Source organism: Acrocarpospora pleiomorpha (assembly GCF_009687885.1).
Taxonomy (GTDB): Bacteria; Actinomycetota; Actinomycetes; order Streptosporangiales; family Streptosporangiaceae; genus Acrocarpospora; species Acrocarpospora pleiomorpha.
Genome location: NZ_BLAF01000019.1, coordinates 119,998 through 142,112 on the forward strand (window position 1 = coordinate 119,998; position 22,115 = coordinate 142,112).

The 22,115-nt window shown below is 70.7% G+C and carries 21 protein-coding genes; 3 read left to right on the forward strand and 18 right to left on the reverse strand.

The window, feature by feature from the left end; translation table 11 throughout:
- Positions 1-94: 94 nt before the first annotated feature.
- On the reverse strand, positions 95-799 hold the full coding sequence (locus Aple_RS18705) for a CPBP family intramembrane glutamic endopeptidase (protein ID WP_218038398.1): 705 nt from the start codon (positions 797-799) through the stop codon (positions 95-97).
- Between the two features lie 202 nt (positions 800-1,001).
- Entirely contained in the window at positions 1,002-1,148 is a 147-nt protein-coding gene (locus Aple_RS18710) for a hypothetical protein (RefSeq protein ID WP_155345901.1), read from the reverse strand.
- 256 nt (positions 1,149-1,404) lie between these two features.
- On the opposite strand from Aple_RS18710, the gene Aple_RS18715 reads away from it, so the two are divergent.
- Positions 1,405-3,357 (forward strand): tetratricopeptide repeat protein, encoded by a 1,953-nt coding sequence (locus Aple_RS18715; protein ID WP_218038399.1) that lies wholly within the window; start codon positions 1,405-1,407, stop codon positions 3,355-3,357.
- Positions 3,358-3,363: 6 nt separating this feature from the next.
- Here the strand turns inward: Aple_RS18715 and Aple_RS53315 are convergent, their stop codons facing one another.
- The 5 genes from Aple_RS53315 to Aple_RS18740 all read right to left on the reverse strand — a co-directional run bounded on the left by Aple_RS53315 (position 3,364) and on the right by Aple_RS18740 (position 7,084).
- Positions 3,364-3,957 carry a DUF3618 domain-containing protein gene (locus tag Aple_RS53315; RefSeq protein ID WP_218038400.1) on the reverse strand — a complete coding sequence of 198 codons (594 nt, stop codon included), beginning with the start codon at positions 3,955-3,957 and terminating at the stop codon, positions 3,364-3,366.
- Complete coding sequence (locus Aple_RS18725) at positions 3,954-4,370, reverse strand: phage holin family protein (RefSeq protein ID WP_155345903.1); 417 nt, start codon at positions 4,368-4,370, stop codon at positions 3,954-3,956. The genes Aple_RS53315 and Aple_RS18725 overlap by 4 nt, the downstream gene beginning before the upstream one ends.
- Before the next feature lie 70 nt (positions 4,371-4,440).
- Positions 4,441-5,358, reverse strand: a complete 918-nt coding sequence (locus tag Aple_RS18730; protein ID WP_155345904.1) for a carbohydrate kinase family protein — start codon at positions 5,356-5,358, stop codon at positions 4,441-4,443.
- Entirely contained in the window at positions 5,355-5,939 is a 585-nt protein-coding gene (locus Aple_RS18735) for a hypothetical protein (protein ID WP_155345905.1), read from the reverse strand. The genes Aple_RS18730 and Aple_RS18735 overlap by 4 nt, the downstream gene beginning before the upstream one ends.
- Positions 5,940-5,941: 2 nt before the next feature.
- A complete protein-coding gene (locus Aple_RS18740) occupies positions 5,942-7,084 on the reverse strand; it encodes a hypothetical protein (RefSeq protein ID WP_246264595.1) in 1,143 nt (380 codons plus the stop codon).
- A gap of 612 nt (positions 7,085-7,696) precedes the next feature.
- Between Aple_RS18740 and Aple_RS18745 the strand changes: the two genes are divergently transcribed.
- Both Aple_RS18745 and Aple_RS18750 read left to right on the forward strand, forming a co-directional pair.
- Positions 7,697-9,070, forward strand: coding sequence for a family 2B encapsulin nanocompartment shell protein (locus Aple_RS18745; RefSeq protein ID WP_246264596.1), 1,374 nt, complete (start codon positions 7,697-7,699; stop codon positions 9,068-9,070).
- Positions 9,070-10,104 (forward strand): family 2 encapsulin nanocompartment cargo protein polyprenyl transferase, encoded by a 1,035-nt coding sequence (locus tag Aple_RS18750; RefSeq protein ID WP_155345907.1) that lies wholly within the window; start codon positions 9,070-9,072, stop codon positions 10,102-10,104. The genes Aple_RS18745 and Aple_RS18750 overlap by 1 nt, the downstream gene beginning before the upstream one ends.
- Before the next feature lie 104 nt (positions 10,105-10,208).
- Here Aple_RS18750 and Aple_RS18755 read toward each other — a convergent pair whose 3' ends face one another.
- The 11 genes from Aple_RS18755 to Aple_RS18805 all read right to left on the reverse strand — a co-directional run.
- On the reverse strand, positions 10,209-10,916 hold the full coding sequence (locus Aple_RS18755; RefSeq protein ID WP_155345908.1) for an HNH endonuclease family protein: 708 nt from the start codon (positions 10,914-10,916) through the stop codon (positions 10,209-10,211).
- 295 nt (positions 10,917-11,211) lie between these two features.
- The gene (locus Aple_RS18760; RefSeq protein ID WP_155345909.1) at positions 11,212-12,267 is read right to left on the reverse strand and encodes a serine hydrolase domain-containing protein; all 1,056 of its coding nucleotides are present in this window, start codon (positions 12,265-12,267) and stop codon (positions 11,212-11,214) included.
- 33 nt (positions 12,268-12,300) lie between these two features.
- Positions 12,301-13,200 carry an N-acetylmuramic acid 6-phosphate etherase gene (gene murQ, locus Aple_RS18765; protein ID WP_155345910.1) on the reverse strand — a complete coding sequence of 300 codons (900 nt, stop codon included), beginning with the start codon at positions 13,198-13,200 and terminating at the stop codon, positions 12,301-12,303.
- The gene (locus Aple_RS18770; RefSeq protein ID WP_155345911.1) at positions 13,197-14,051 is read right to left on the reverse strand and encodes a GNAT family N-acetyltransferase; all 855 of its coding nucleotides are present in this window, start codon (positions 14,049-14,051) and stop codon (positions 13,197-13,199) included. The genes murQ and Aple_RS18770 overlap by 4 nt, the downstream gene beginning before the upstream one ends.
- Complete coding sequence (locus tag Aple_RS18775) at positions 14,048-15,046, reverse strand: ABC transporter ATP-binding protein (RefSeq protein ID WP_155345912.1); 999 nt, start codon at positions 15,044-15,046, stop codon at positions 14,048-14,050. Before Aple_RS18775 ends, Aple_RS18770 begins: the two co-directional genes overlap by 4 nt.
- A complete protein-coding gene (locus Aple_RS18780) occupies positions 15,043-16,053 on the reverse strand; it encodes an ABC transporter ATP-binding protein (RefSeq protein WP_155345913.1) in 1,011 nt (336 codons plus the stop codon). The genes Aple_RS18775 and Aple_RS18780 overlap by 4 nt, the downstream gene beginning before the upstream one ends.
- 6 nt (positions 16,054-16,059) lie before the next feature.
- On the reverse strand, positions 16,060-16,956 hold the full coding sequence (locus Aple_RS18785; RefSeq protein ID WP_155345914.1) for an ABC transporter permease: 897 nt from the start codon (positions 16,954-16,956) through the stop codon (positions 16,060-16,062).
- A complete protein-coding gene (locus Aple_RS18790) occupies positions 16,953-17,957 on the reverse strand; it encodes an ABC transporter permease (protein ID WP_155345915.1) in 1,005 nt (334 codons plus the stop codon). Before Aple_RS18790 ends, Aple_RS18785 begins: the two co-directional genes overlap by 4 nt.
- Positions 17,954-19,738, reverse strand: a complete 1,785-nt coding sequence (locus tag Aple_RS18795) for an ABC transporter substrate-binding protein (RefSeq protein WP_155345916.1) — start codon at positions 19,736-19,738, stop codon at positions 17,954-17,956. The genes Aple_RS18790 and Aple_RS18795 overlap by 4 nt, the downstream gene beginning before the upstream one ends.
- 109 nt (positions 19,739-19,847) lie before the next feature.
- Positions 19,848-20,720 carry a MurR/RpiR family transcriptional regulator gene (locus tag Aple_RS18800; protein WP_246264598.1) on the reverse strand — a complete coding sequence of 291 codons (873 nt, stop codon included), beginning with the start codon at positions 20,718-20,720 and terminating at the stop codon, positions 19,848-19,850.
- Between the two features lie 35 nt (positions 20,721-20,755).
- A partial coding sequence (locus tag Aple_RS18805; RefSeq protein ID WP_246264600.1) for a glycoside hydrolase family 3 protein occupies positions 20,756-22,115 on the reverse strand: 1,360 nt, incomplete at its 5' end.

A 22,115-nucleotide genomic window follows, 5' to 3' on the forward strand; every position in this document is an offset into this window, starting at 1 on the left:
CACGTGGACTGCCCGTCCTTCCTCGACCCCGTCCCCGACAAGATCGCGGGACTCATGTGTGAGATCTCGACCGTGGGGAAGCTCGTCGAATAGCTCAGTATCCGATGCCGTGGTACAGCAAGCCCACACTGTTGTAGACGACGTGGATGACCACGGCCGGCCAGATCGAGCCGGAGAATCGGAGCACCAGCCCGGTGCCGAGCCCGACGACGAACGCGACCGGCATGACGCTGTTGACGCCGTGCGCGACGGCGAAGACCGCCGCGCTCACGATCACGCCGATCCAGGTGCCCCAGCGGAGCAGGAAGCTCGCGAACACACCGCGGAACAGGACCTCCTCGCCGAAGGGCGTCAGCACGCCGCCGAGCACGATCGTCACCACGAGGGAGAGCACGCCCGCGCGCGCAGCGTCGCGATAGCCCTCCTGGACGCTCTCCGACCCGGGGAAGAACGGGTCGAAGATCGCCGAGACCGGCCAGCTGAGCGCGAAGCACGCGAGGCCGATGGCGATGGCCGCGAGCAGCCAACCGGGATGAACGCGCCGCATCCCGAACGGGCGGACGTCGCGGATGCGGATGAGCATGGCGACGGCGAACGCCCCGAGCGGCGCGAGGCCCGAGACGAGGAAGTTCGCCTGGCCAGGCGAGACCGGGGAGCCGGCCGGCAGCAGGTAGGCGATCGTCGCCCCGACCCCGTACAGGATCGCGGCCGCGAGCACGGCGACGCCGAGTTCGGGCCAGCCGGGCCGGACGGGCGTGCGGCGGCTCTGGTTCATGGGGACTTCATCCACAGTACTCATGGCAAACGAGTCTCATCCGTGCCCTAAGGGCATGGTCAAACTGACGGCCCCACCATGGAAGTGGGCTTACATCGACCGCATGGGCGTTGTTGTGCTTGGCGCCTGCTTGCGGCTGAACTCCGGCCCCAGTCTCGCGCCGGCTCCGCCCGACCCCGTCATCGCCGTGAACGCTCGAATGAAGCGGCTCACGCTGGCTCCGGCTTTAGGGCGCGCAGTGACCGTAGGGCCTGGTGGCGGCCCATGGCGGCGCGATCAGCTTTTCAAGAAGGCCGGGGTGAATGCCACGCTGACGATCGAACATCACCTGGGAAACACGGCTGACATTTGTTGCCGCGTCGAACTGGTCCACCTTCTCAGCCGAAAGTGCACCGCACTACTATTAAGGATCTCGGCTGTACAGATCCTTACTATCGGGGCAGGAAAGTTAGCCGGGCGGGATTTCTGTGATAAGCAATCGGACGGTGCGAATTAATTCTTACTGCATGGTGATGAGCAGAGATCCCCATAGTGAGCACGTCAACCGCATGGACGGGGCCGTGCATGGGCCTGCGGTCCAGGCACGGGACGTTAGCGGTGGTATTCACATTCATCAGGCGTCCGTTCCGTTGCCCACGCCACGTCAGTTACCGCCCGCCGGGCTTCTGATCGACCGGCGGGAGACGCTTGCCTTTCTGGATCGGGTGAATGGACGCCGGTCCGCGTCCGGGTCGCCCGTCGTGGTGGTGGTGAGCGGGCCGGCGGGGGTCGGGAAAACGGCGCTCAGCCTGAATTGGGCGCACCGGAATCGTGACCATTTCCCGGACGGGCAGCTGTACGCGGATTTGCGCGGGCACGCCACCGATCCGCCGGTCGAACCGGCTGAAGTCCTGGGTTTGTTCATTCGCGCGTTCGGTATCGCGCCGGACCGGATTCCGGGCGGGCTGGCCGAGCGGGCCGCGCTCTACCAGTCGCTGGTGAACGGGCGGCGGATCGTGGTGGTGCTGGATGACGCGATCTCGGCGGCGCAGGTGCGTCCGCTGCTGCCCGCGTCGGGGGACGGGATGGTCCTGGTGACCAGCAGGTGGCGGCTGGCCGGGCTGGTGGTGGGCGGGGCGCGGGGGCTCCAGGTGGAGCGCCTCGGCGTGGACGCGGCGCTCGATCTGCTCCGGCACAGGCTCGGGGACGAGCGGGTGGGCGATGAGCTGGCCGCGGCCACCGAGCTGGTGGATCTGTGCGCGGGGGTGCCGCTCGCCGTGTCGGTGGCCGCCGCCCGGCTGGCCACCCGGCCGCGCTGGCCGTTGACCGAGATGGTGGCCGCTCTCGCGCAGGAGAGCCGGCGGCTGAGCGCGCTTTCCGTGGAGGACGATATGACGATCCGGGCCGCGCTGACGTTGTCGTACCAGAATCTGGCGCCGGACGCGGCGCGGCTGTACCGGCTGCTCGGGTTGTTTCCCGGGGGGAGTTTCGGCGGCGCGGCGGCGGCCGCGGCCGCGGGGCTGCCGGCGGAGGAGAGCGGGCGGCTGCTGGGGGTGCTGGCCGACGCGAACCTGCTCGACGACCTGCCGGGCGGGGAGTACCGGTTTCACGATCTGGTCCGGTTGCACGCGCGGGAGACGGCCGAGTTGGAGGATTCCGCCGCAGAACGGGAGGAGAGCGTGCGGCGGGCGGTGGGGTGGTTTCTGGAGACCGCCCGGTCGGCGAGTAGGGCGGCGGCGCCGTACCGGCGGATTCCGGTGGCGGCGGGGGCGGTGGAGTTCGCCGACGCGGCGGGCGGGCTGGACTGGATGGATCGGGAGTTCCGCAACCTGCGTACGGCGGCGCAGGCCGCGTTCGAGCGGGGCTGGCACGAGACCGTCTGGCAGCTGGTGGACGCGTTGTGGCCGCTGTTCCTGCATCGCGGGTTCTACGCCGAGCGGCTGGAGGTGGATCGGCTCGGGCTGGCCGCCGCGCGGGCCGCCGGGGACCCGGTCGGTACGGCCAAGATGTTGAACCGGACCGGGTTGTCGCTGAAGGCGCTCGGGCGCTTGGACGAGGCCGCGGCGGATTTCGGGCGGGCGCTGGAGATCTGGCGAGGGCTGGACAACGTGGATCGGGTGGCGGAAGGGTATCAGCGGCTGGGCGGGCTGGAGCTGGATCGGGATCGGCCGGAGGCCGCGATCAGGCTGTTCGCGGAGGCGATCAAGGGTTACCAGGCGGCCGGTGGGGCCAGGCGGGTGGCGCTGGCTCGATGCGATCTGGGCCGGGCGCTGGTGGAGGGCGGCCGGGCCGAGGAGGCGATGCCGTACCTGGTGGCGGCGTATGAGGCGGCCGAGTCCGATCGGTACAACCGGACCCGGGCGCTCATCCTGCTGGGGCGCGCCCAGGGGAGCGAGCCGGACATCAACCTGGGACTCCAGGTGATGCGTGAGCTCGGCTCCGCCGCAGGCGAGGCGTTCGCGCTCCAGGCGCTGGGCGAGGTCGCCCTGCGCCACGGGCGGCCCGAGGACGCGCGCGAACTCCTTGGCCGGGCCCGCCAGGTGCTGAACGGAATGGGTTCCGCCACCACCCGGCTGGACCGGCTGCTCGACCAGCTGGAATGACGAGGCTCAGCGCGTCATCCTGCCGGGATTTCGGACGGGCGATCCCATGGTCTTGCCCATCATCTTTCCGATGGGAGTACGCGCTTTGCCCATGGTTCTGCCCATCATCGTCTTGCCCATGGATTTGCCCATGGGCGCACGCATTCGGCCCATCATCGTCTTGCCCGAGGGGCCGCGCATTCGGCCCATCATGGTCTTGTTCGTGGACTTGCCCATGATCCCGGTCATCATGCGCGACATCATGCCCCCGGCTTGGCGGCGCCGCGGGCGCATGGTCATGGCACCTCGGCGGCGCCCGCTGAACATGCGGCCGCGGGGCTGCGGTCTCCTGCGCTTGAACAGCGCCCGTACCAGCGCGCCCCCGAGCATGGCCAGGGTCGCGAAAACGGCGCCGGGATGCCGGCTGGCCTTGTCCACGACCTGGTGGGCCCCGGATTTGGCCGTCTGGGCCTTGGACATGACGCTGGTCTTGGCTCTGCCTTTGACGTCGGTCTTGGCGGCGAGGGCGGCGACCGTCCGGCCGAGTTCCTCCCGGGTGCGCTCGGCGTCTTCCGCGATGGCCGCGACGTCCTCGGACGCTGTCCGGTGCGGACGGGTCATCGATGCGCCCTCCCTTCGGTGACGCCGGTGCGGACCGCGTCGATGTCGCTCTTGACGCCGTTCACGGCCTGCGTCGGCTTGGGCGGCATGGCCCCCTTGACGCGGTTCTTGCCGATGGCGCCCATGATCCCCGCGAGGATCAGCAGGGCGGCGCCGACGACCAGGGCGGCCAGCCAGGCCGGCCACGGGATCGCCAGGGCGATGATCGCGCAGGCGACCAGCGCCGCCGCGCCGAGAAACGCCATGACGCCGGTGCCGCCGAACAGGGCGGCGCCCGTCCTCGCCTGCCGCCCCTTACCCACCACTTCGGCCCTGGCCAGGCGCATCTCATCCTTGATCAGGCGGGATACCTGGTCGGACGCCTGCTGCACGAGCTCGGCGGTGGACTGAGACTCTCTCTGGTGGACAGTCATTGGTCCCTCCTTCCCCCATCTACTTCGGGTACCCGATTTATCCCGTTAAAACCTCATTTGGGTGGTTATGTCACCACAACCCCACGGTGGTCGGGGGTGGCGGGATCGCGCGAAGCTCGGCCGGGGTGAGGGAGGCGCCCACGGGGGTGCGGTCACCGACCTTCCAGCCCGCGTTGAGTACCGCGCCTTGCAGAGCCCGTACGGGGTCCTCGGTGCTCACCCAGAGATGCAGGAACGTGGCGAACAGCCCGTCACCGGCGCCCGTGGTGTTGAGCACGCCGCGCGGCGCGACCGCCTGGACCGTGATCAGCCGCCCGTCCCGCAGGCCGAGCATGGCGCCGCGCGCCCCCAGCCCCACCCCGACGAGCGCGCAGCGCGGATACCGCCCGAAGATCTCGGCGATCCAGCGCTCAGGTGGCACCGGGAGGCGCTCGTGGCTGCAGAACAGCACGCGCGCGGCCCGCAGCCACGGCTCGTTGTACGGGTCCCCCGGGTCCGCGATCAGGTGGGCGTCCACCGCGATCGGGATGCCCAGACGGTCCGCGCGGGCCACCAGCGGGCGGACGAACTTCGCGTTCGTCAGCACCAGCAGGTCGGCGTCCCGGCACTGCCCGGCGAGCACGTCGAACGGATAGTCGACGTCGTTGACGGGAGCCAGGTACGGGTATCCCATGCGGCGGCCGTCGGGGCCGACCAGGACGACGCCCATCGAGGAGCCCTCGCCGGAGATCACCCCCGGGCCGAGCAGCCCGTGCGCGTCCAGGTCCGCGCGGATGCCGGCGCCCACCAGGTCGGTGCCGACGACCGTGCAGAGCCTGGCGTGGCTCCCCAGGGTGCGCAGGGTGCGGGCGATGTGGGCGGCCGCGCCGGAGACGCCGCCGGTCAGCCACCTGGGCGTGCAGGTCGGCAGGTAGTGGACCGGGAATTCGGCCACGCCCAGGGAGAGGTAGAAGCTGGTCGCGCCGGCGACCACGATGGTCGGGGTCATGCGGCCGCCTCGCTCACCGTGATGCGCACACGGCCGGCCACCTCGAAGTGGCGGCCGTCCCGGTAGTGGCCAGCGATCACGGTGGCCGTGGTCAGGCCGTACAGGGGGAGCCTGGCGGCCAGCCAGCAGTAGAGCAGCGAGCCGAAGGTGGCGGGCCACGGGTCGGCGCCGGCGAGGAGCCCGGCGATGCCGGTGATCTGGGCCAGCGGGCCGTGCCGCAGGCCGACCAGGCAGCCGCCCGGCTGCCTGGCCACGGCGACCGCGCAGCCGACGTGGCGGTCCAGCAGGCCGGCCACCTCGTGCCGGGTGATCAGCACGTCGGCCAGCTCCTGCCAGCGCCGGTCCCGGGCGTCGTCAGAGTCGACCACGATGTGGGCGTCCGCGACGACGCCGGCCATGTCGATGTGGTCGGCGGCCGACGGGCCGGTGAGCACCATCAGGTGGGGCTCGTGCATCGGGCCTTCCCGGGGGATGACCAGGACCGCGGGCACGGCCGCGCACGGGGCGAGCGGCGGCGTCCGGTTCAGGGACAGTGGCTGGCGCTGCCCGAAGAAGTGGGCGACGACGAGTTTGTCGAGCACGATCAGCCTCCGTGGTACGGGGTGAGGAACGGCATCGGGACCGGGGTGGCGACCGGGATGGACGCGGGCTGGCGCAGGTTCATCAGCCGGTACATCAGCCGCCGCATGTTGCGGTGGAACTGGCCGGGGGCCGAGGTGAGCCGCTCCTCGATCCGCTGATAGTCCTCCGGCTTGAGCGCGACCGCGGCCCGGGTGAGCTGGGTCGCCAGCGGCTGGTAGCGGTTGATCCGCGGCGCGATCGCGGCCAGGTCACCGCTCGGGGAGCTCGGGTCTACATCCTCGGAGGGGAAGCGGGCCAGCAGAATCGGCCTGCCTATGGCCGCGCCGTACAGGGTGGCGGAACCGTGGTCGCCGATCACCCAGTCGGCCGCGATGAGCACGCCGAGCCATTCGTCCTTGGGCTGCACGACCTGGAGCCCTCGGCGCTGACTGTCGGCCAGCCAGGCGCGCACCTGCCTCGCTCCGTGCGCCGACCAGATGTTGGGGTGCAACAGCGCGACCACCTTGTACGCGCTCGCGGGCAGCTCGCGGACCAGGCGGTTCAGCAGCTCGAACTTGCCGAACAGCGACTCGGTGCCCCAGGTGGAGCTGACCGCGACCAGCTTCTGGCGGGGCCGTACGTCCAGCGCCCGCCGGTACAGCGCGCGATCGTCGAGGCTGACGGCCAATCGGTCGTAGATCGGGTCGCCGATCACCTCCGCCGACGGCACCGCCTGCGGGCATTCTCTCGCCAGCCTGGCCAGGTCGGTCAGGTGCGGCAGCACGATCGCGTCCGGGATGACGGCGCCGTCCCGGAGCAAGCGCTGCGGGTCCAGCCCGTACGTGGCGCGCGCGCCGACCACGCGCCGGCCGGGCGTACGCGGAACGAGCTTGTTGAATCCGGCCCCGTGCTCCATCACGATCAGCGGCGCCCGGATCTCGTGGACCGACCCGAGACTGGCCGCTATGGCCAGGTCGAAGCGCTCGTTCACGGCCTGCTGCCAGGGCAGCACCATCCCGCCGCCGAGGCTCTCCACGAACTCTTCGACCCCGTTGTTGAACACATCCTTCGCGACCGTGAACAGCACCTGGACCCGCAGGTCCGACTGGACCAGCTGGACCGCCTCCAGCAGGCGCTGTCCCGACGTGACGGTGTGGACGATCACCAGAACGGTCTTGCAGTTCCCTCGTGTGACCCATCTGCGGGCCTCGGGCCCGACCGGGACCCGGCTCCATTCCAGACTTGGCATACTGCCTCTGCAGCCCCCTCGCTCCACGCTCCAGATGTGGGCAATCCCCCCGAATCACCCCTTGTCGTGAGCGTCCGCGCCGGACCTTGCAGAAACCCTTGCGGAAACCTTACTGACTCTGTCAGCAAGCCCAGGAGTCATCAAACACTGGGCAATTGCGACATGTCCAGCAAGTTTGTTTATTTTATTTAAAATGGCGTTTGCGCATTCGAATGAGAACTCGAATTTGACACCGGGAATGGGCGCGGACCATTATTGAGGCCGACCGGGGGCCCAAAGTCGTCTAAAGGTTCAGTCAAATACCATGCCCCGGTCTCTTTTCGCCGATCGTCGGGAGGGTTGACTAGTGCCGGTGGAGAAGTACCAGCTGAGACGGCTACCGCACGGAAACCATCGAAGGTCACTGAATTCGACGTTCGGCGAAACCATCGGCCGCTGAGAGCAGGACCCGGAGGCGATTCCTCCGGGAATGGATGTCACCGGCCCGGCGCCATGGGCCACTCCGCTTCGCGACCTGAGGAGTGAATTGTGACCGTTCAGAACGATCAGCTGAGCCTGGGCACCGCCGCCGCGCGGAAGCTGGCCACGACCACCAAGACCGTGCCGCAGATGCAGGGCATCACGTCGCGGTGGCTGCTGAAGGTCCTGCCGTGGGTGGAGGTGTCGGGCGGGGCGTATCGGGTCAACCGGCGGCTCACCTACACCGTCGGCGACGGCCGGGTCAGCTTCACCAACGTGGGGGCCTCGATCCGGGTCGTCCCGCAGGAGCTGTGCGAGCTGCCGCTGCTGCGCGGCTACGAGGACATGGACACGCTGGAGCGCCTGGCGGGCCGGTTCACCCAGCGTGACTTCGAGCCGGGTGACATCCTCGTGGCCTCGGGCGACCCCGCCGACGAGGTGCTGCTGGTGGCGCACGGGAAGCTTGACCGGCTTGGAGTCGGCCCCTACGGGGACGAGGCGGTGCTGGGGAACCTGGCGGACGGGGATCATCTCGGGGACAGGTCCCTGCTCGGGCCCGGCACCTGGGAGTTCACGGTCAAGGCGACCACGGCGGGAACCGTGCTGACCCTGGCCCGGCGGGCGTTCGAGGAGCTGGTGGCCCAGTCCGACACGCTGCGCGCCCAGGTGGACGGCTTCCGGTCGGCGGCCGACCGGCCGCAGGACGGCCACGGCCAGGCCGCCATCGCGCTCGCGGCCGGGCACCACGGCGAGGCCGTCCTGCCGGGCACGTTCGTCGACTACGAGGTCTCCCCCCGGGAGTATGAGCTGAGCGTCGCCCAGACCGTGCTCCGCGTGCACACCCGGGTCGCCGACCTCTACAACGACCCGATGAACCAGACGCAGCAGCAGCTGCGCCTCACCATCGAGGCGCTGCGCGAGCGGCAGGAGCACGAGCTGATCAACAACCGCGAGTTCGGGCTGCTGCACAACGCCGACCTGAAGCAGCGCATCCACACCAGGACCGGGCCGCCCACGCCCGACGACCTCGACGAGCTGCTCAGCCGCAGGCGCAAGACGCAGTTCTTCCTCGCGCACCCGCACGCCATCGCCGCCTTCGGCCGCGAATGCACCAAGCGCGGGGTGTATCCGCCGGTGGTGGACGTGAACGGGAGCCATGTCCCGGCCTGGCGCGGCGTGCCGATCCTGAACTGCAACAAGATCCCGATCAGCGACTCCCAGACCACGTCGATCCTGGCGATGCGGACCGGCGAGGAGGACCAGGGCGTGGTCGGGTTGCGCCAGACGGGCCTGCCGGACGAGGTCGAGCCGGGGCTCAACGTGCGGTTCATGGGGATCAACGAGCAGGCGGTGATCTCCTATCTGGTCAGCGCCTACTACTCGGCGGCCGTGCTGATCCCGGACGCGCTGGGCGTGCTGGAGAACGTGGAGCTCGGGCACTGATGACCGCGAAATCGATCGAGCGGCGCACGGCCGGTGCGGTGCTGGACTGGGGCCGGGCGCTGCTGCGCCCGGCCCTGGGCCCGGCGGTGGACCGGCTGCCGGGCCCGATGCGCCACATCACCGGGTATCACCTGGGCTGGTGGGACGCGGACGGCTCCCCGGCCGAGGCCGGCGGCGGCAAGGCGATGCGGCCCACGCTGGTGCTGCTGGCGGGCGAGGCGGCCGGCGGCGAGGCGGGCGAGGCGTTGCCCGCCGCGGTCGCGGTGGAGTTGGTGCACAACTTCTCCCTGCTCCACGACGACGTGATGGACGGGGACGCGACCCGGCGGCACCGGCCGACCGCCTGGAGCGCGTTCGGGGTGAGCCAGGCCATCCTGGCGGGCGACGCGGTGCTGACGCTGGCGTTCGACGTGCTGGCGTCCAGCGGTCACCCGCTCGCCCGGGAGGGCGTGTCGGCGCTCAGCGCGACAGTGCAGGAGCTGTTGAACGGGCAGAGTTCGGACGTCGAGTTCGAGGGCCGGGCGGAGGTGGAGCTGGCCGAGTGCCTGCGCATGGCGAGCGGCAAGACCGGCGCGCTGATCGCGTGCGCGTGCGCGCTGGGGGGCATTTTCGGCGGCGGTACGGGGGCGCAGGTCGAACATCTGCGGGCTTTCGGCGACCGCTTGGGGCTGGCGTTCCAGCTGGCCGACGATCTGCTCGGCATCTGGGGAGATCCGGTGGTCACCGGCAAACCGGTCTACTCGGATCTGGCGAACCGCAAGAAGTCGCTCCCCGTGGTGGCCGCGCTCACCTCCGGCACGGTCGCCGGGCGCGAGCTGGCCGCCCTCTACCGGCGTGACGCCCCGCTCTCCGACGACGACCTCACCCGCGCCGCGGGTCTCATCGAGGAGGCCGGGGGCAGGGCCTGGAGTCAGTCCACGGCCGACGGCTTGCTGGAGGAGGCTCTCATCCGCCTGAACGCGGCCGGTCTGGCTCCTCGCCCGGTGGCGGATCTCACCACGCTGGCCGGGTTGATGACCCGCCGCGTGGTCTAGCCCCGTTTTCCGCACTCGGCACTTCGTCCCAGGTCAGCTGGACCGGCAACCGGCGGTAATCAGAGCTGATCAGGCGTGGTGACATGCGGAAAGCTGGTCTAGCGTCACCGGCATTGGGCGAGCATGTGGGATTTGTCCAGGCGGGTGACCGGGAGATCGTATTTGAGGGCGACCTGGGCGAAGCGTACGACGTAGGCGCAGCGGATCCGGCGGGAGGGAGGGAGCCAGGCGGCGGGACCTGAGCCGCCTTTGGCTTCGTTGGCGGGGCCGTACACGGGGAGGAGGTTGAGGGGGTCGTTGGCGATGCGGAGGCGTTTGGCGCGGGACCAGCGGGACGCGCCCATGCGCCATTCGTAGGAGAGCGGGACGACGTGGTCGACCTGGATGCGGTCGGCGTCCGCTTTGCGCCAGCGGATCGTCCGTCCCGTGTACGGATCGTCCAGGGTCATCGCCACCACCACGCAGTTGGAGCCCTCGCGGAAACGAACCTCGTCGCCGTCCCGGGCGAGGAGATCGTTGCGGGTGTCGCAGCCGTTGCGCGCGTACGGCACGGCGGTCGCGGCGTCGGCCCAGTTCTCGCCGAACCGGTCGCGCCGGTAGCCGGTCTTGGGCCCCATCCCGGCCACCCGCAGCGAGCGGATCAGGTCGAGCGCGGCGGCGCGGTCCCTCGCCGAGGTGATCGGCACCAGGCCCGGCTTGGTACCGTCCGGGTTGTCCAGGGGATTCGCGCGCTCCCGGGCCCCCATCTGCCCGGCGAGCGACGCCACCACCACCCCGGCCGCGAGCACGACGACCATGTTCCGCGTCCCCATGTCCGGATGATGACCGACAAGTCATCTGTTGTCTCTGGCAGCGTTGCCCTTGATACCACCGCATGCGGCTGACCAGGACGCCACCAAGCAGCCATCGCCTGCAGCCGACCAGGGCACCTCAAGCAGCCGTCGCATGCGGCGACCAGGGCTATATCAAGCAGCCGACGCCCGCGGCCGACCAGAGCACCTCCAGCAGCCGACGCCCGCGGCCGACCAGGGCTATATCAAGCAGCCGACACATGCGGCCGACCAGAGCACCTCAACCGGCCGACGCCTGCGGCCGACCAGGGCTATATCAAGCGGGGTCGCGGAGGGTCCTGGCGTGATCCTGTTCAAGGGCGATGGCGGCGACGGTGTTTCTCAGGTCGCGGATGCCTGGTCTGCCACGTCTTGGGTGGATGTTGTTGGTGAGTAGTACGACTGTCAGGGCGTGGCTGGGGTCGATTACCAGGGATGTGCCCGTGAAACCGGAGTGGCCGTAGGCGTTGGAGAGTGGGCCTACTATCGCGGGGTCGCCGATGCGCACGCCGAGGCCCTGGCGGAAGCCCGCGCCTGTCACGTTCTGGTCGCGTGTCATCTCGGCGACCGTTTCCGGCGAGAGGACGCCCGCGCCTCCGGTGCGCAACATCTCGCCGAAGCGCAGCAGGTCTCCCGCCGTGGAGAACAGGCCCGCGTGCCCGGTGACGCCGCCGAGCGCGTGTGCGGTCTCGTCGTGCACCTGGCCCCGCACGCACCCGCCGCGCCAGGCCTTGTGCTCGGTCGCGGCGATTCTGGGCACGAGGCCGGGATCAGGGAGGTATGTCGTGTCGGCGAGCCCCAGTGGCCCAGTGACCCGGTCGCGGACGAGCACGTCCAGCGGCGCACCGCCCGCGATCTCGGCGACCCGTCCAAGCGTGATCATGCCGACGTCGGAGTAGGCGTATGCCCCGGGCGAGCTCGAGGGCGTGGAAAGCACCAGGTCCCATCGCGGGTCCCCGGGCGGCGCCGCGTCGACACGCTGTGTGGGCGGCAGGCCGGAGGTGTGCGTGAGCAGGTGTCTGACCGTGACCGCGGGACGGTCGCCGTAGTAGCCGGGCAGCCAGGTCGCGACCGGTTCGTCGAGCCCGAGGCGCCTGTCCTCGGCCAGGGACAGCACGACCACCGTGGTGAACAGTTTGGTGATCGACGCGATGTCGAAGATGGTGTCGATGCGTACGGCGGGGCGCTCCCCCGCGAGAGTGCCTGCCGCGTCCGCGTACCTGACGATCTCCCCCGCCACCGCAGCGGCCACGGGAACCCCGTCCACCCCGATAATGGACACCGCCGCCGAGGCCGCATCCGGCACCGCCGCCCTGAGCAGGTCGTCAAGCATTCGGCCCTCCGCGCTCACTTCAAGAAACACCCGTCACGCGTTCAGGGCGTTGTCCAGGCGTTCCCCTGAGGCGGCGAGGATGACGCGAGCATGATCGGCTGACACCTCGCGTTCGATCATGACGACGGCGGTCTTCAGCTCGAGGTCCGCGGCCTCCAGGATGGCTCGGGCGTCGTGGAGGCCAACGCCGGTGATGTCACTGACGATGCGAGCGGCGCGATCGGCCAGCTTCGTGTTGGTCGCGGCCATCTCGATCATGTGGTTCCCGTAAGTGCGCCCGCACCTGATCATCGTGATCGTAGAGATCATGTTGAGAACCAGCTTCTGAGCAGTGCCCGCCTTCAGTCGCGTGGACCCGGTCACCACCTCGGGCCCGACGACAACCTCGATGGCATGGTCCGCCGCAGCCGAGAGCGGCCCTCCGGTGTTGCAGGACAGACCCACAGTGAGCGCGCCAACGCGACGCGCCTCAGTCACCGCAGCGACGACAAAGGGGGCCCGGCCGCTGGCAGAGATACCCACCACGGAGTCGAGCGAGCCAGCACCTTCAGAACGAATGGCGGCCGCGCCCGCGCCCGCGTCGTCCTCGGCCCCCTCGACGGACCGGACGAGCGCCTCCGCGCCGCCGGCGATGATGCCGCACACCAGGTCAGGGTCGGTGCCGAAGGTCGGCGGGCACTCAGACGCGTCGAGCACGGCCAGCCGCCCCGACGTGCCCGCGCCGACGTACAGCAGCCGCCCGCCGCGCGCCATCCGCGCGGCGATCGCGTCGATGGCGGTGGAGATCGCCGGGATGGCGAGGGCCACCGCGCCGGGCACGGTGGCGTCGGCCGCGTTCATGCGGCGGGCGATCTCCTCGGTGGGCAGCCTGTCGATCCTGCGGTGCCGCGGATCGCTCTGTTCGGTGACCAGCGCGCCAAGCGACTGAGTCATGACACCTCCTTGAAGCGGCGGCGGTAGAGCCAGAAGACCCGCTCGACGCGCGCGCCGACCGCCTTGGCGTAGAAGTGGATGGGGCCGACCCAGCCGATCTGCGCGCTGCGCAGTCCGGCGGCGGCCTGGTCGGCGAGGCAGCGCCGCAGGAGGACCCGGCCGACGCCGAGCCCGCGCGCCGCCTCGGCCGTGCCCATGGGGCCGAACCACCGGGGCCGCGAGCCCCAGGAGGCGAAACCGAGGATCTCGCCCTCGCGGGTGGCGTAGTGGCAGCCGGCCGCCTGCTCGGCCTCCCACGCCCAGGAGTCGTGCCATTGTTTCCGCACGAACTCGACCACCTCGGCGCGCTCCCCCGCCGGGGCCGCCCGCACGGCGATCCCCTCGTTCGCGAGGCGGGCGAGGTCGGCGTCGCAGGAGAGGTCGCCGGTGAGATCGACCGTCATGTTCCAGGCGGCGTGGTACCGCTCGTAGCCGAGGCTCTCGGCGAGGCAGTGGGCGGGGGTGTAGCGCACGTCGATGCCGGGCCAGGCGTAGCAGGGCGGGTTGGCGGCGAAGCGCGCCTCCTCGGCCCCCCGCGCGCGCAGCCACTCCTCGGCGGCCCCGACCAGCGCGCGGCCCAGGCCGCGCCGCCGGGCGCCGGGATCGACGGCAAGCAAATCCACATGCCCGATATTTCCGGACATGGAGGCGAAGATCACGCCGTCGAGGTCCGGAGTGGCGAGCGCGGTCCACTGGCGTCCCGGAGGGGGCGCGGCCAGCCGGGCCACGAGTTCCGGAGCGTCGTCGTCCAGGGTGAGCGCGGCACGGGCCAGCTCGCCCGCGTCGAGAGGAGCAGAAAGGATGTCGATCATGCGCTGGCCTCCACGGGGATGACGGCGCGAGGCCGGGGGTGGAAACAGGCGTGCCCATGCCCCGTACCGTCCAGAGAAGGCCGTTCACTCTCGCAGCGCTCAGTCCTGAACGGGCACCTGCGCGCGAACAGGCAACCGGTGTCCGCGTGCCGCTCGTCGAGCGCCTCGGTGGGCACGACCCGCTCCGCCCCCGGCCGCTCGACCCCGCGCAGCACGGGAATCGCCGAGAGCAGCGCCTGCGTGTATGGATGCACAGGCCCGGAGATGACGGCCTCGGTGGGCCCGCGTTCCACGACCTGCCCGCGATAGATGACGTACAACTCGCCATCGTCACCGATATACCTGGCCGTGGCGATGTCGTGAGTGATGAACAGCACGCTGACGTTCAGCCGCTCGCGCAAGTCCTTGAGCAGGGCGAGGATGCCCAGCCGCAGCGACACATCGATCATCGACACGGACTCGTCCGCGACGAGCACCTCCGGATCGACGGTGAGCGCCCGCGCGATGACAACACGCTGCCGCATGCCACCGGACAGCTGGTGCGGATAACGCGGCAGCACATACCCGGGGTCGATGCCCACCAGGGTCAGCAACTCGCGCGCCCGCTCCTCCGCCCACGCTTTCGACCGGCCCATCTGCCGCGCCCGCAGGGCCAGCGGCGCGTGCAGAGTCTGATGGATCGTGCGAGTCGGGTTGAGCGCCGAGTACGGATCCTGATGAATGAGCTGAACCCTGCGGAAGTACGCCTGCCGCTGCCGATGCCGCAACCCGGACATCGGTGTCCCATCGATGACGATCTCACCGGAGTCATAGGTCTCCAGCCCCGCGACGATCCGCCCCAGCGTGGTCTTCCCGCAGCCGGACTCGCCGATGAACGTGACCGCCCCACCCTTCTCGATGGCGAAGTCCACCCCCCGCAGCGCCTGAACATCACGCCCGCCGAGCAGGTTCCCGCGCTGCTTGTACGTCTTGGTGATGCCAGTCCCCGTGATCACACGTACTCCTTCCGGACGGCGAAATTGACCGGCCGGCCGACCGCGTGGCAGGCGACCGTGCGCCCGCCATGGGCGGCGGGAGCCGGGTCCTCGGTGTCGCAGACGGCCATGCGCAGCGGGCAGCGCTCCCGGAACACGCAGCCCTCGGCCGGGATGGTCCCCAGCGTGGGCGGCCGCCCCGGCAGCGCCGTGGCCTCGCCGATGTCGCCGGACAGGCGCGGGATCGCGCGGATCAGCCCCCGCGTGTACGGATGCCTGGGCGAGCCGAGCACCTCCATGGTGGGCCCGTGCTCGACGACACGCCCGCCGTACATGACGGCGAGGCTGTCGGTGACCTCGGCCGCGACGCCGATGTCGTGCGTCACGATGAGCGTGGTGAGCCCGCGCTCGCGGTGCACCTCCCTGACGATCCGCAGGATGGTCGCCTGGGTGATCATGTCGAGGGCGGTGGTCGGCTCGTCGAGCACGACCAGGTGGGCGTTGAGCACGAGCGCGAGCATGATGCCGACCCGCTGCCGCATGCCGCCGGACAGCTCGTGCTGGTAGGAGTCGAGCACGCGCCCGCCGTCCAGCCCCATCCGGCCGAGCAGCGCCCTGGCCTCGCGCAACAGGGCCGGAAGGTCGGCCACGTCGTGCGAGCGGCCGAGATCCAGGAGCTGCTTGCCGACCGTCTTCAACGGGTTGAGGGAGTTCTGCGCGGCCTGGAAGACGTAGCCCACCTGGCGGCCACGCGCGCGCCGAAGATCGTCCCCGGTCAGCCGCACGACATCCCCGAGACCGTCGATCTCGACGCTCCCGCCGGAGATCCGTCCGGGCGGCTGGACCGCGTTGAGCAGGGACAGCGCGAGCGTGGACTTGCCCGAGCCGGATTCGCCGACGATCCCGGTGATGGTGCCGGGCGCGAGCGTGAGCCCGACACCCGCGAGGGCGGGCAGCTCGCCCATCGGCGTCCGGTAGACGACGGTAAGGTCCTGAACGCGCACCCCGGGCGCGAAAGATTCGGTCATCTGCCCCTACTCCTCACGCAGCCGTGGGTTGAAGATCTCGTCCATCGCGTCGACGACCAGCACGATGCCCAGCGTCAGCAGCAGGATCGCCAGCAGCGGCGCCAGCAGGTACGGCAACGCCGCCGCGCTCGTCAGCGCCCCGCCGCCGAAGACCGCGAGGTTCAGCATCACGCCCCAGTTGTTGGCGTCGAACGGCAGCACACCCAGGAAGAACAACCCCACCTGCGCATAAATCGCCCCGGTAACAGCAATGAGCATGTTCATCGCGATATACGGCGCCATGCTGGGCAGCAGCTCGCGCCCGACGATGTGCCGGGTGGACAGGCCGAGGCCCCTGGCCGCCTCGATGAACCCGCGCTCGCGCAGGGACAGCGTCTGGGACCGCACCGCGCGGGCGATGCCGCCCCAGCCGAGCACCCCGAGCACCACGCCCATCTCCAGCGGGCTGGTGAACTTCCACACGGTGGACAGCACCAGCAGCAGCGGCAGCCCGGGGATGGTGAGCTGCAGGTCGGTGAGGCGCATGAGCACGGTGTCCCAGCGCCCCCGGTGGAACCCGGCCAGCAGCCCGATCCCGGTGCCGAGCGCGACCGTGATGACGGCCGTGGCGAGTCCGGCGAGCAGGACGTACCGGGTGCCGGTGACGACCAGGGCGAGCACGTCGGTGCCCTCGAAGTCGGTGCCGAAGGGATGGGCCCAGCTCGGCGCGGCATACAGCGCGTTGTCGTCGCGGGGCAGCGGGCTCGGGTAGAGCAGCGGCCCGAACACGCCCATGAACGCGAACAGGGCGACGATGGCGACGCCCGCCATCCGGCTGGGTTTGCGCCGCATCACCCGCAGCACGCCGCGCCAGAAGTTGCGCCGCGGGGTGGCGGGAGCGGGCAGCAGTTGCGTGACGCTCATGCCGCGCCTCCCGTCCGGACCCGGGGGTCGATCACGGCGTACAGCAGGTCGGCCGCGATGTTGGCGACGACGATCGCCACGGTGATCACCAGGAAGGTCCCGCCCATCAGGGCGTAGTCGCGCGCGCCGATGCTGTTGACGAGCAGCAGGCCGAGCCCCGGATAGTTGAAGATCGTCTCGATGAAGATGGCGCCGCCGAAGAGCATGCCGAGCGACAGCGCCAGGATCGTGAACAGCGGCAGGATCGCGTTGCGGGCGATGTATCGGAACAGCACACCGCGTTTCAGGCCGCGCAGTTCGGCGGCGAGGATGAAGTCGTCGCCGAGCACGGTGGCCACGCTCGACTTCATCGCCAGGATCCAGCCGCCGTAGCTCGCCAGCGCGTACGTCAGGACCGGCAGCGTGGCGTGCTGGACCAGCGAGACGAGATAGCCCGCGTTGAAGCCGGGCTCGAAGGCGATGTCCACCGGACCGCCCGCGGGCAGGATCGGCCACAGGGTCGTGAAGATGGCCGTGACCAGCAGCCCGATGACGTACTGCGGCACGCCGTGCAGCAGCGAGCCGGAGATGGCGAGCGCGTCGCCGAGCTTGCCGGAGCGTTTGATCGCCGCGTAGACGCCCAGCGTCACCCCGAGCAGGAAGCTCAGCAGGGTGCCGCCGAGCACGGGCAGGACGGTCCACTTGGCCGCCGACCCGATGAGCGTGGCCACGCCGGTGCCCGGGGTGCTGAGCGACTGGCCCAGGTCGCCGTGGATCAGGCCGTTCAGGTAGCCGGTGTACTGATCCCACAGGCTGCCGGTCGGCAGGAAGCCGTACAGCGCGGCCGTGGCCCGTTCGGCCTGGTCGGGGCCCATGCCTTGTTCGATCAGTTTTTCGTACTGGCCCCTGACGGGGTCGCCGGGGATGTTGCGGATGATCACGAAGCTGATCGTGGTGACCACCCAGATCATGGCGAGCCCGCGGGCCAGGTGGCCCGTGAGACGCCGTATGACGGTGTTCATGAGCCTGCCTTCTCTTTGATCATGCCGAGCTGCATCCACACGCCCGCCGGGAGCCGCAGCACGTCGCTGTCGGCGGGCGGCCAGCCGGTGTAGCGGGAGGTGCTGACGAACTGGGTGTTGACGTAGTCGTAGAGCTGGATGACGGGAAGCTGCTGGTTGGTGAGCCTGGCCAGCGTGCCGACGATCCGCCGCTGCTCGTCCGGGCCCGCCGCGTTGAGCCGGCTGGTGAGCACGCCCGGGTTGACCCCGTCGATGGTCTCGGGCCCGCCCATCCAGTTGCCCTGCGTGCCCGGCGGCACGTGCGTGAGCTGCCCCGCGAGGAGCTGCCATCCGTTGGCCGACCCGTAGATCCGCTGGTAGATGTTGTACGGCGACGGGCCGAGCGCCATCAGCCAGAACCCGACGTCATACTTCCCGGCCGCCAGTTCGTCCAGGTACAGCGTGTAGTCCGCCGCCGTGAGCACGGTCGCGTCGATGCCGTGGTCGTTGAGCTGGCTGGTGATGGCCTTGGCGGCGGCGACCCAGTCGGAGAACGACGCCGGGACGTGGATCTCCACCTTCCACGGCGTGCCGTCCGGCATCGCCCACTTCCCGCCCTTCCTGGTCATCCCGGCGGCTTCCAGCTCCTTGGCCGCCTTGGCCGGATCGACCTGGTACTGGTCCAGCTCGCCGATCCCGTCCCCCAGCCAGGCCTGGGCCGACTTCGCGTGGATGCCGGTGGTCGTCTTCGCGGGGGTGCCCGCCTCCGGCGAGGCCACCTTGGTGACCTGGCCGCGGTCGATCAGATACGCCAGGGCTCTGCGCACGTGCACGTTGTCGTACGGCTTGCGCGTCTGCCCGAAGGCCATCGAGACCGCGACCGGCGAGAAGCCCTTGACCACCTCGTTGCCCTCGGTCTCGCGGATGCGCTTCAGCACCCCGGTCGGCACCGCCGTGAAGGGCGCGCTGTCGAGCGAGCCGGAGATCAGGTAGTTCCAGATCTGCTGGTTGCCCGTGTAGTTGAGCACCTTGACCCGGTCGGGGGCGATGTTGTGGTTCGCGTAGAAGTACTTGTTCCGCACCAGCAGCGCCTCGCCCGGGTTCACCCGCTCCAGCGTGAACGGGCCCGCCGAGACGTCCTTGGCCGGGGCGAAGGAGATGACCTTCTCCGCCAGCCCGGTGATCCGCGCCTTGGCCTGCTCGACGGCGGGCCCGGTCCCCCTGGCCGCCTTCAGCGTGGTCCAGAAGTCGGCGGGCAGCAGCCCGCCGAAGACGTGCGCGGGCACGACGACGGTCGACAGCACGTTGCGGAGGAACAGGTTGCTCTTGCTGGCCCCCTGCGTGACCTTGACGGTCCGCTCGTCCACCACCCGCACGTCGGCCGCCGAGCCGGCCGCCTTCGGGTCCACCGCGTACGCCGTGCCGCCCTGGGTGTAGGCGAGGCCGATGGAGGTGCGCACGTCCTCGCTGGTCACCGGCTTGCCGTCGGACCATCTGGCCTTCGGCTGCAGGTGGATGACCACCTCGCCCTGGTCGGGCGTGACGGTCCAGCTCGCGGCGATGCCCGGGTAGAACCGGTTGGGGTCGACCGGGTCGTTCTTGGGCCACGCCAGCGTCATCGCGTCGTAGCCCAGGAACGTGTTGCCCTGGGGATTGAACGGATTGATCGGCGCGGTGGCGTCGATCTGCTTGGCGCCGTCGATCGTGGTGTAGACGCCCGAGTCGGCGGACCTCCCCACGCCGCCACACGCGGTGGCGGTGGCGATCAGCGCGGTGACCGTAATCGCCGCGAGTCGTCTCATGAACTGCTCCTGGATGCCGATTGCGTGGACCTTACGCGCGGGCTCCCAGGCCCGTCAATAATTTTCTTCCGCGACGGCAAACGTGGAGTTAATTTTTACCAATGCCCGTCTAGCTGCGGATACGCCTTCCACCGTACCTGTCGAGAGCACCCTTCGTGACCCTCAGGGCGGCGTCGGAGCGCTCGAAGGTGCGCTGCGCGACGCCCACGAAGACGCAGTCGACGATGAGCAGCTGGCTGATGCGGCTGGCGAGCGCGCCCGGCCGGAAGGCGGTCTCGCGGCCCGCCGATACCAGCACGTGGGAGGCCAGATCGGCGAGCGTGGAGCGCGGGTTGTTGGTGATGGCGACGGTCGTCGCCCCCGCCTCGCGCGCGGTCCTGACCGGCTCGACCACGTCGGCCGTCTCGCCCGTGCAGCTCACCGCCACCCAGACGTCCTCCGGCCCGGCCAGCGCCGCCGCCGTCAGCGCCAGGTGCACGTCCGCGAAGGGATGGCCGGCGACGCCGATGCGCATCAGCTTCTGCGCCATGTCCGCCGCCACCAGGCCGGACGCGCCCACGCCGACCACGCTGACCCGCCGGGCGCCGATCAGGGCGTCCACGACGGCGCCAAGGCGCTCGGGCGAGAGCTGGGCCGCCGTGTCCGCGAGCGCGTCGGACTCCGCCCGGGTCACCTTCGCGATCACCTCGGCGAGCGGGTCGCCGGGGGCCAGGTCGCCCGGCACCAGCCGGTCCCGCTCGCCCCGCGCCGCCGCTCCCGCCAGCGCCAGGCGCAGCTCGGAGTAGCCCGAGAAGCCCAGCGCGCGTGCGGTGCGCACGATCGTGGCCTGGCTCGTGCCCGAGGCCGCGCTCAGCTCGGTGATCGTGCTCCTGGCCACCATCGCGGGATCGTCGAGGATCAGCCGGGCGATGGACCGCGCCGACGGGGTGAGCGACGGCAGCACGGCGCGCACGCCGGCCACCAGGTTCGCGGGTCCGGTCATGGGGGTTCTCCTCATCGGGGGGGATCAAGGGGGGATCAGCGGGTGAGCCATCGCGCGGCGGCACGTGCCGACGCGCGGGAGTTTCCGTGGGTGGCGACGTACACGGCTCCCGCGGGCGGCCCCGGCAGGCCCGTCTCCACCACCACCGCGTCCGGCCTGATCCGGAGAGCCTCGCCGAGAAGCTCCTGGATCCAGTGGTGGCGGGCGGCGTCCCGCACGACGATCACGAGGGGCCGCTCGCGGTCACGCAGGTCGGGAAGCGGATCCCCGGCGTGCACGGCGATCCCCCGGGTTTCGGGCAGCAGTTCGGCGAGTGCTCCGGCGAGCCCGGGTGGCGTGTCGCCGTCCATCGCCTGGTGCTGCCCCGCCGACAGCTCGACGACCAGCGGAGCCCGCGCGAGCACGGGCCGCCGCGCCTGACCCGTCACCCGGAGCGCCGCGGTGGCGGCGGTCAGGCCCAAGTCGTCGTCGGGGTCGTTCGCCGCGGCGGCTCTGGCGGGCGCCTGCCCGGCGTGCCAGTCGACGAGGGCCCGCACCCGGGCCGCCGCCTCCGCCAGGCGTTCCTCGGGCAGGCGTCCCTGGCGTACGGCGGCCACGATGGCGTCGCGGAGGCCGTACACGCTGGACCCGTCGGGCGAGGAGATGCCGGCGCAGACGGCGTCGGCCCCGGCGGCCAGGGCGCGGACGGCGATCTCGCCGGGCTCGTGGTAGGCCGCGACGGCGCGCATCTCGATCGCGTCGGTCACCACCAGGCCCTGGAACCCCAGCTCTCGCCGGAGCAGCCCGGTCAGCACCGGGCGGCTCAGCGTGGCGGGGACGTCGTCGAGCGCGGGCACGAGCAGGTGCCCGCACATGATCGCCTGTACGCCCGCCTCGATGGCGGCGCGGAACGGCGGCAGATCCCGGGCCTCGACCGTCTCCCGCGACGCGGTCACGGTGGGCAGCTCCAGGTGGGAGTCGGTCACCGTGTCGCCGTGCCCGGGAAAGTGTTTGGCGCACGCCGCCACCCCCGCGCCCTGCAGCCCGCCGATCCAGGCCGCGGTGTGCCGGGCCACCAGGCCGGGCTCCGGCCCGAAGGACCTGACGCCGATGACGGGATTGGCCGGGTTGGCGTTGACGTCGGCCACCGGCGCGTAGTCCAGCGTTATGCCCGCGGCGGCGAGCAGGCGGCCGATCCGCCGGGCCACCCTCCCGGTCACAGCCAGGTCGCCGGCGACGCCGAGCGCCCGGTTTCCCGGCCACGAGCTGCCGGTGCTGGCCTCGAGCCGGGTGACGGACCCGCCCTCCTCGTCCACCGCGACGATGACGTCCGGGCTCTCCGCGCGGATCGCGGCCACCAGGTCCGCCGTCCGCCGCCCGTCGGCGAGGTTGCGCGCGAACAGGACGACCCCGCCG

What these genes read in the sequence shown, in the direction of transcription:
- Aple_RS18705 (WP_218038398.1), bottom strand. Translation starts at nt 799, where the DNA reads ATGAGTACTGTGGATGAAGTCCCCATGAACCAGAGCCGCCGCACGCCC.
- Aple_RS53315 (WP_218038400.1), bottom strand. Translation starts at nt 3,957, where the DNA reads ATGACCCGTCCGCACCGGACAGCGTCCGAGGACGTCGCGGCCATCGCG.
- Aple_RS18725 (WP_155345903.1), bottom strand. Translation starts at nt 4,370, where the DNA reads ATGACTGTCCACCAGAGAGAGTCTCAGTCCACCGCCGAGCTCGTGCAG.
- Aple_RS18730 (WP_155345904.1), bottom strand. Translation starts at nt 5,358, where the DNA reads ATGACCCCGACCATCGTGGTCGCCGGCGCGACCAGCTTCTACCTCTCC.
- Aple_RS18750 (WP_155345907.1), top strand. Translation starts at nt 9,070, where the DNA reads ATGACCGCGAAATCGATCGAGCGGCGCACGGCCGGTGCGGTGCTGGAC.
- Aple_RS18755 (WP_155345908.1), bottom strand. Translation starts at nt 10,916, where the DNA reads ATGGGGACGCGGAACATGGTCGTCGTGCTCGCGGCCGGGGTGGTGGTG.
- Aple_RS18760 (WP_155345909.1), bottom strand. Translation starts at nt 12,267, where the DNA reads ATGCTTGACGACCTGCTCAGGGCGGCGGTGCCGGATGCGGCCTCGGCG.
- murQ (WP_155345910.1), bottom strand. Translation starts at nt 13,200, where the DNA reads ATGACTCAGTCGCTTGGCGCGCTGGTCACCGAACAGAGCGATCCGCGG.
- Aple_RS18770 (WP_155345911.1), bottom strand. Translation starts at nt 14,051, where the DNA reads ATGATCGACATCCTTTCTGCTCCTCTCGACGCGGGCGAGCTGGCCCGT.
- Aple_RS18780 (WP_155345913.1), bottom strand. Translation starts at nt 16,053, where the DNA reads ATGACCGAATCTTTCGCGCCCGGGGTGCGCGTTCAGGACCTTACCGTC.
- Aple_RS18785 (WP_155345914.1), bottom strand. Translation starts at nt 16,956, where the DNA reads ATGAGCGTCACGCAACTGCTGCCCGCTCCCGCCACCCCGCGGCGCAAC.
- Aple_RS18790 (WP_155345915.1), bottom strand. Translation starts at nt 17,957, where the DNA reads ATGAACACCGTCATACGGCGTCTCACGGGCCACCTGGCCCGCGGGCTC.
- Aple_RS18795 (WP_155345916.1), bottom strand. Translation starts at nt 19,738, where the DNA reads ATGAGACGACTCGCGGCGATTACGGTCACCGCGCTGATCGCCACCGCC.
- Aple_RS18800 (WP_246264598.1), bottom strand. Translation starts at nt 20,720, where the DNA reads ATGACCGGACCCGCGAACCTGGTGGCCGGCGTGCGCGCCGTGCTGCCG.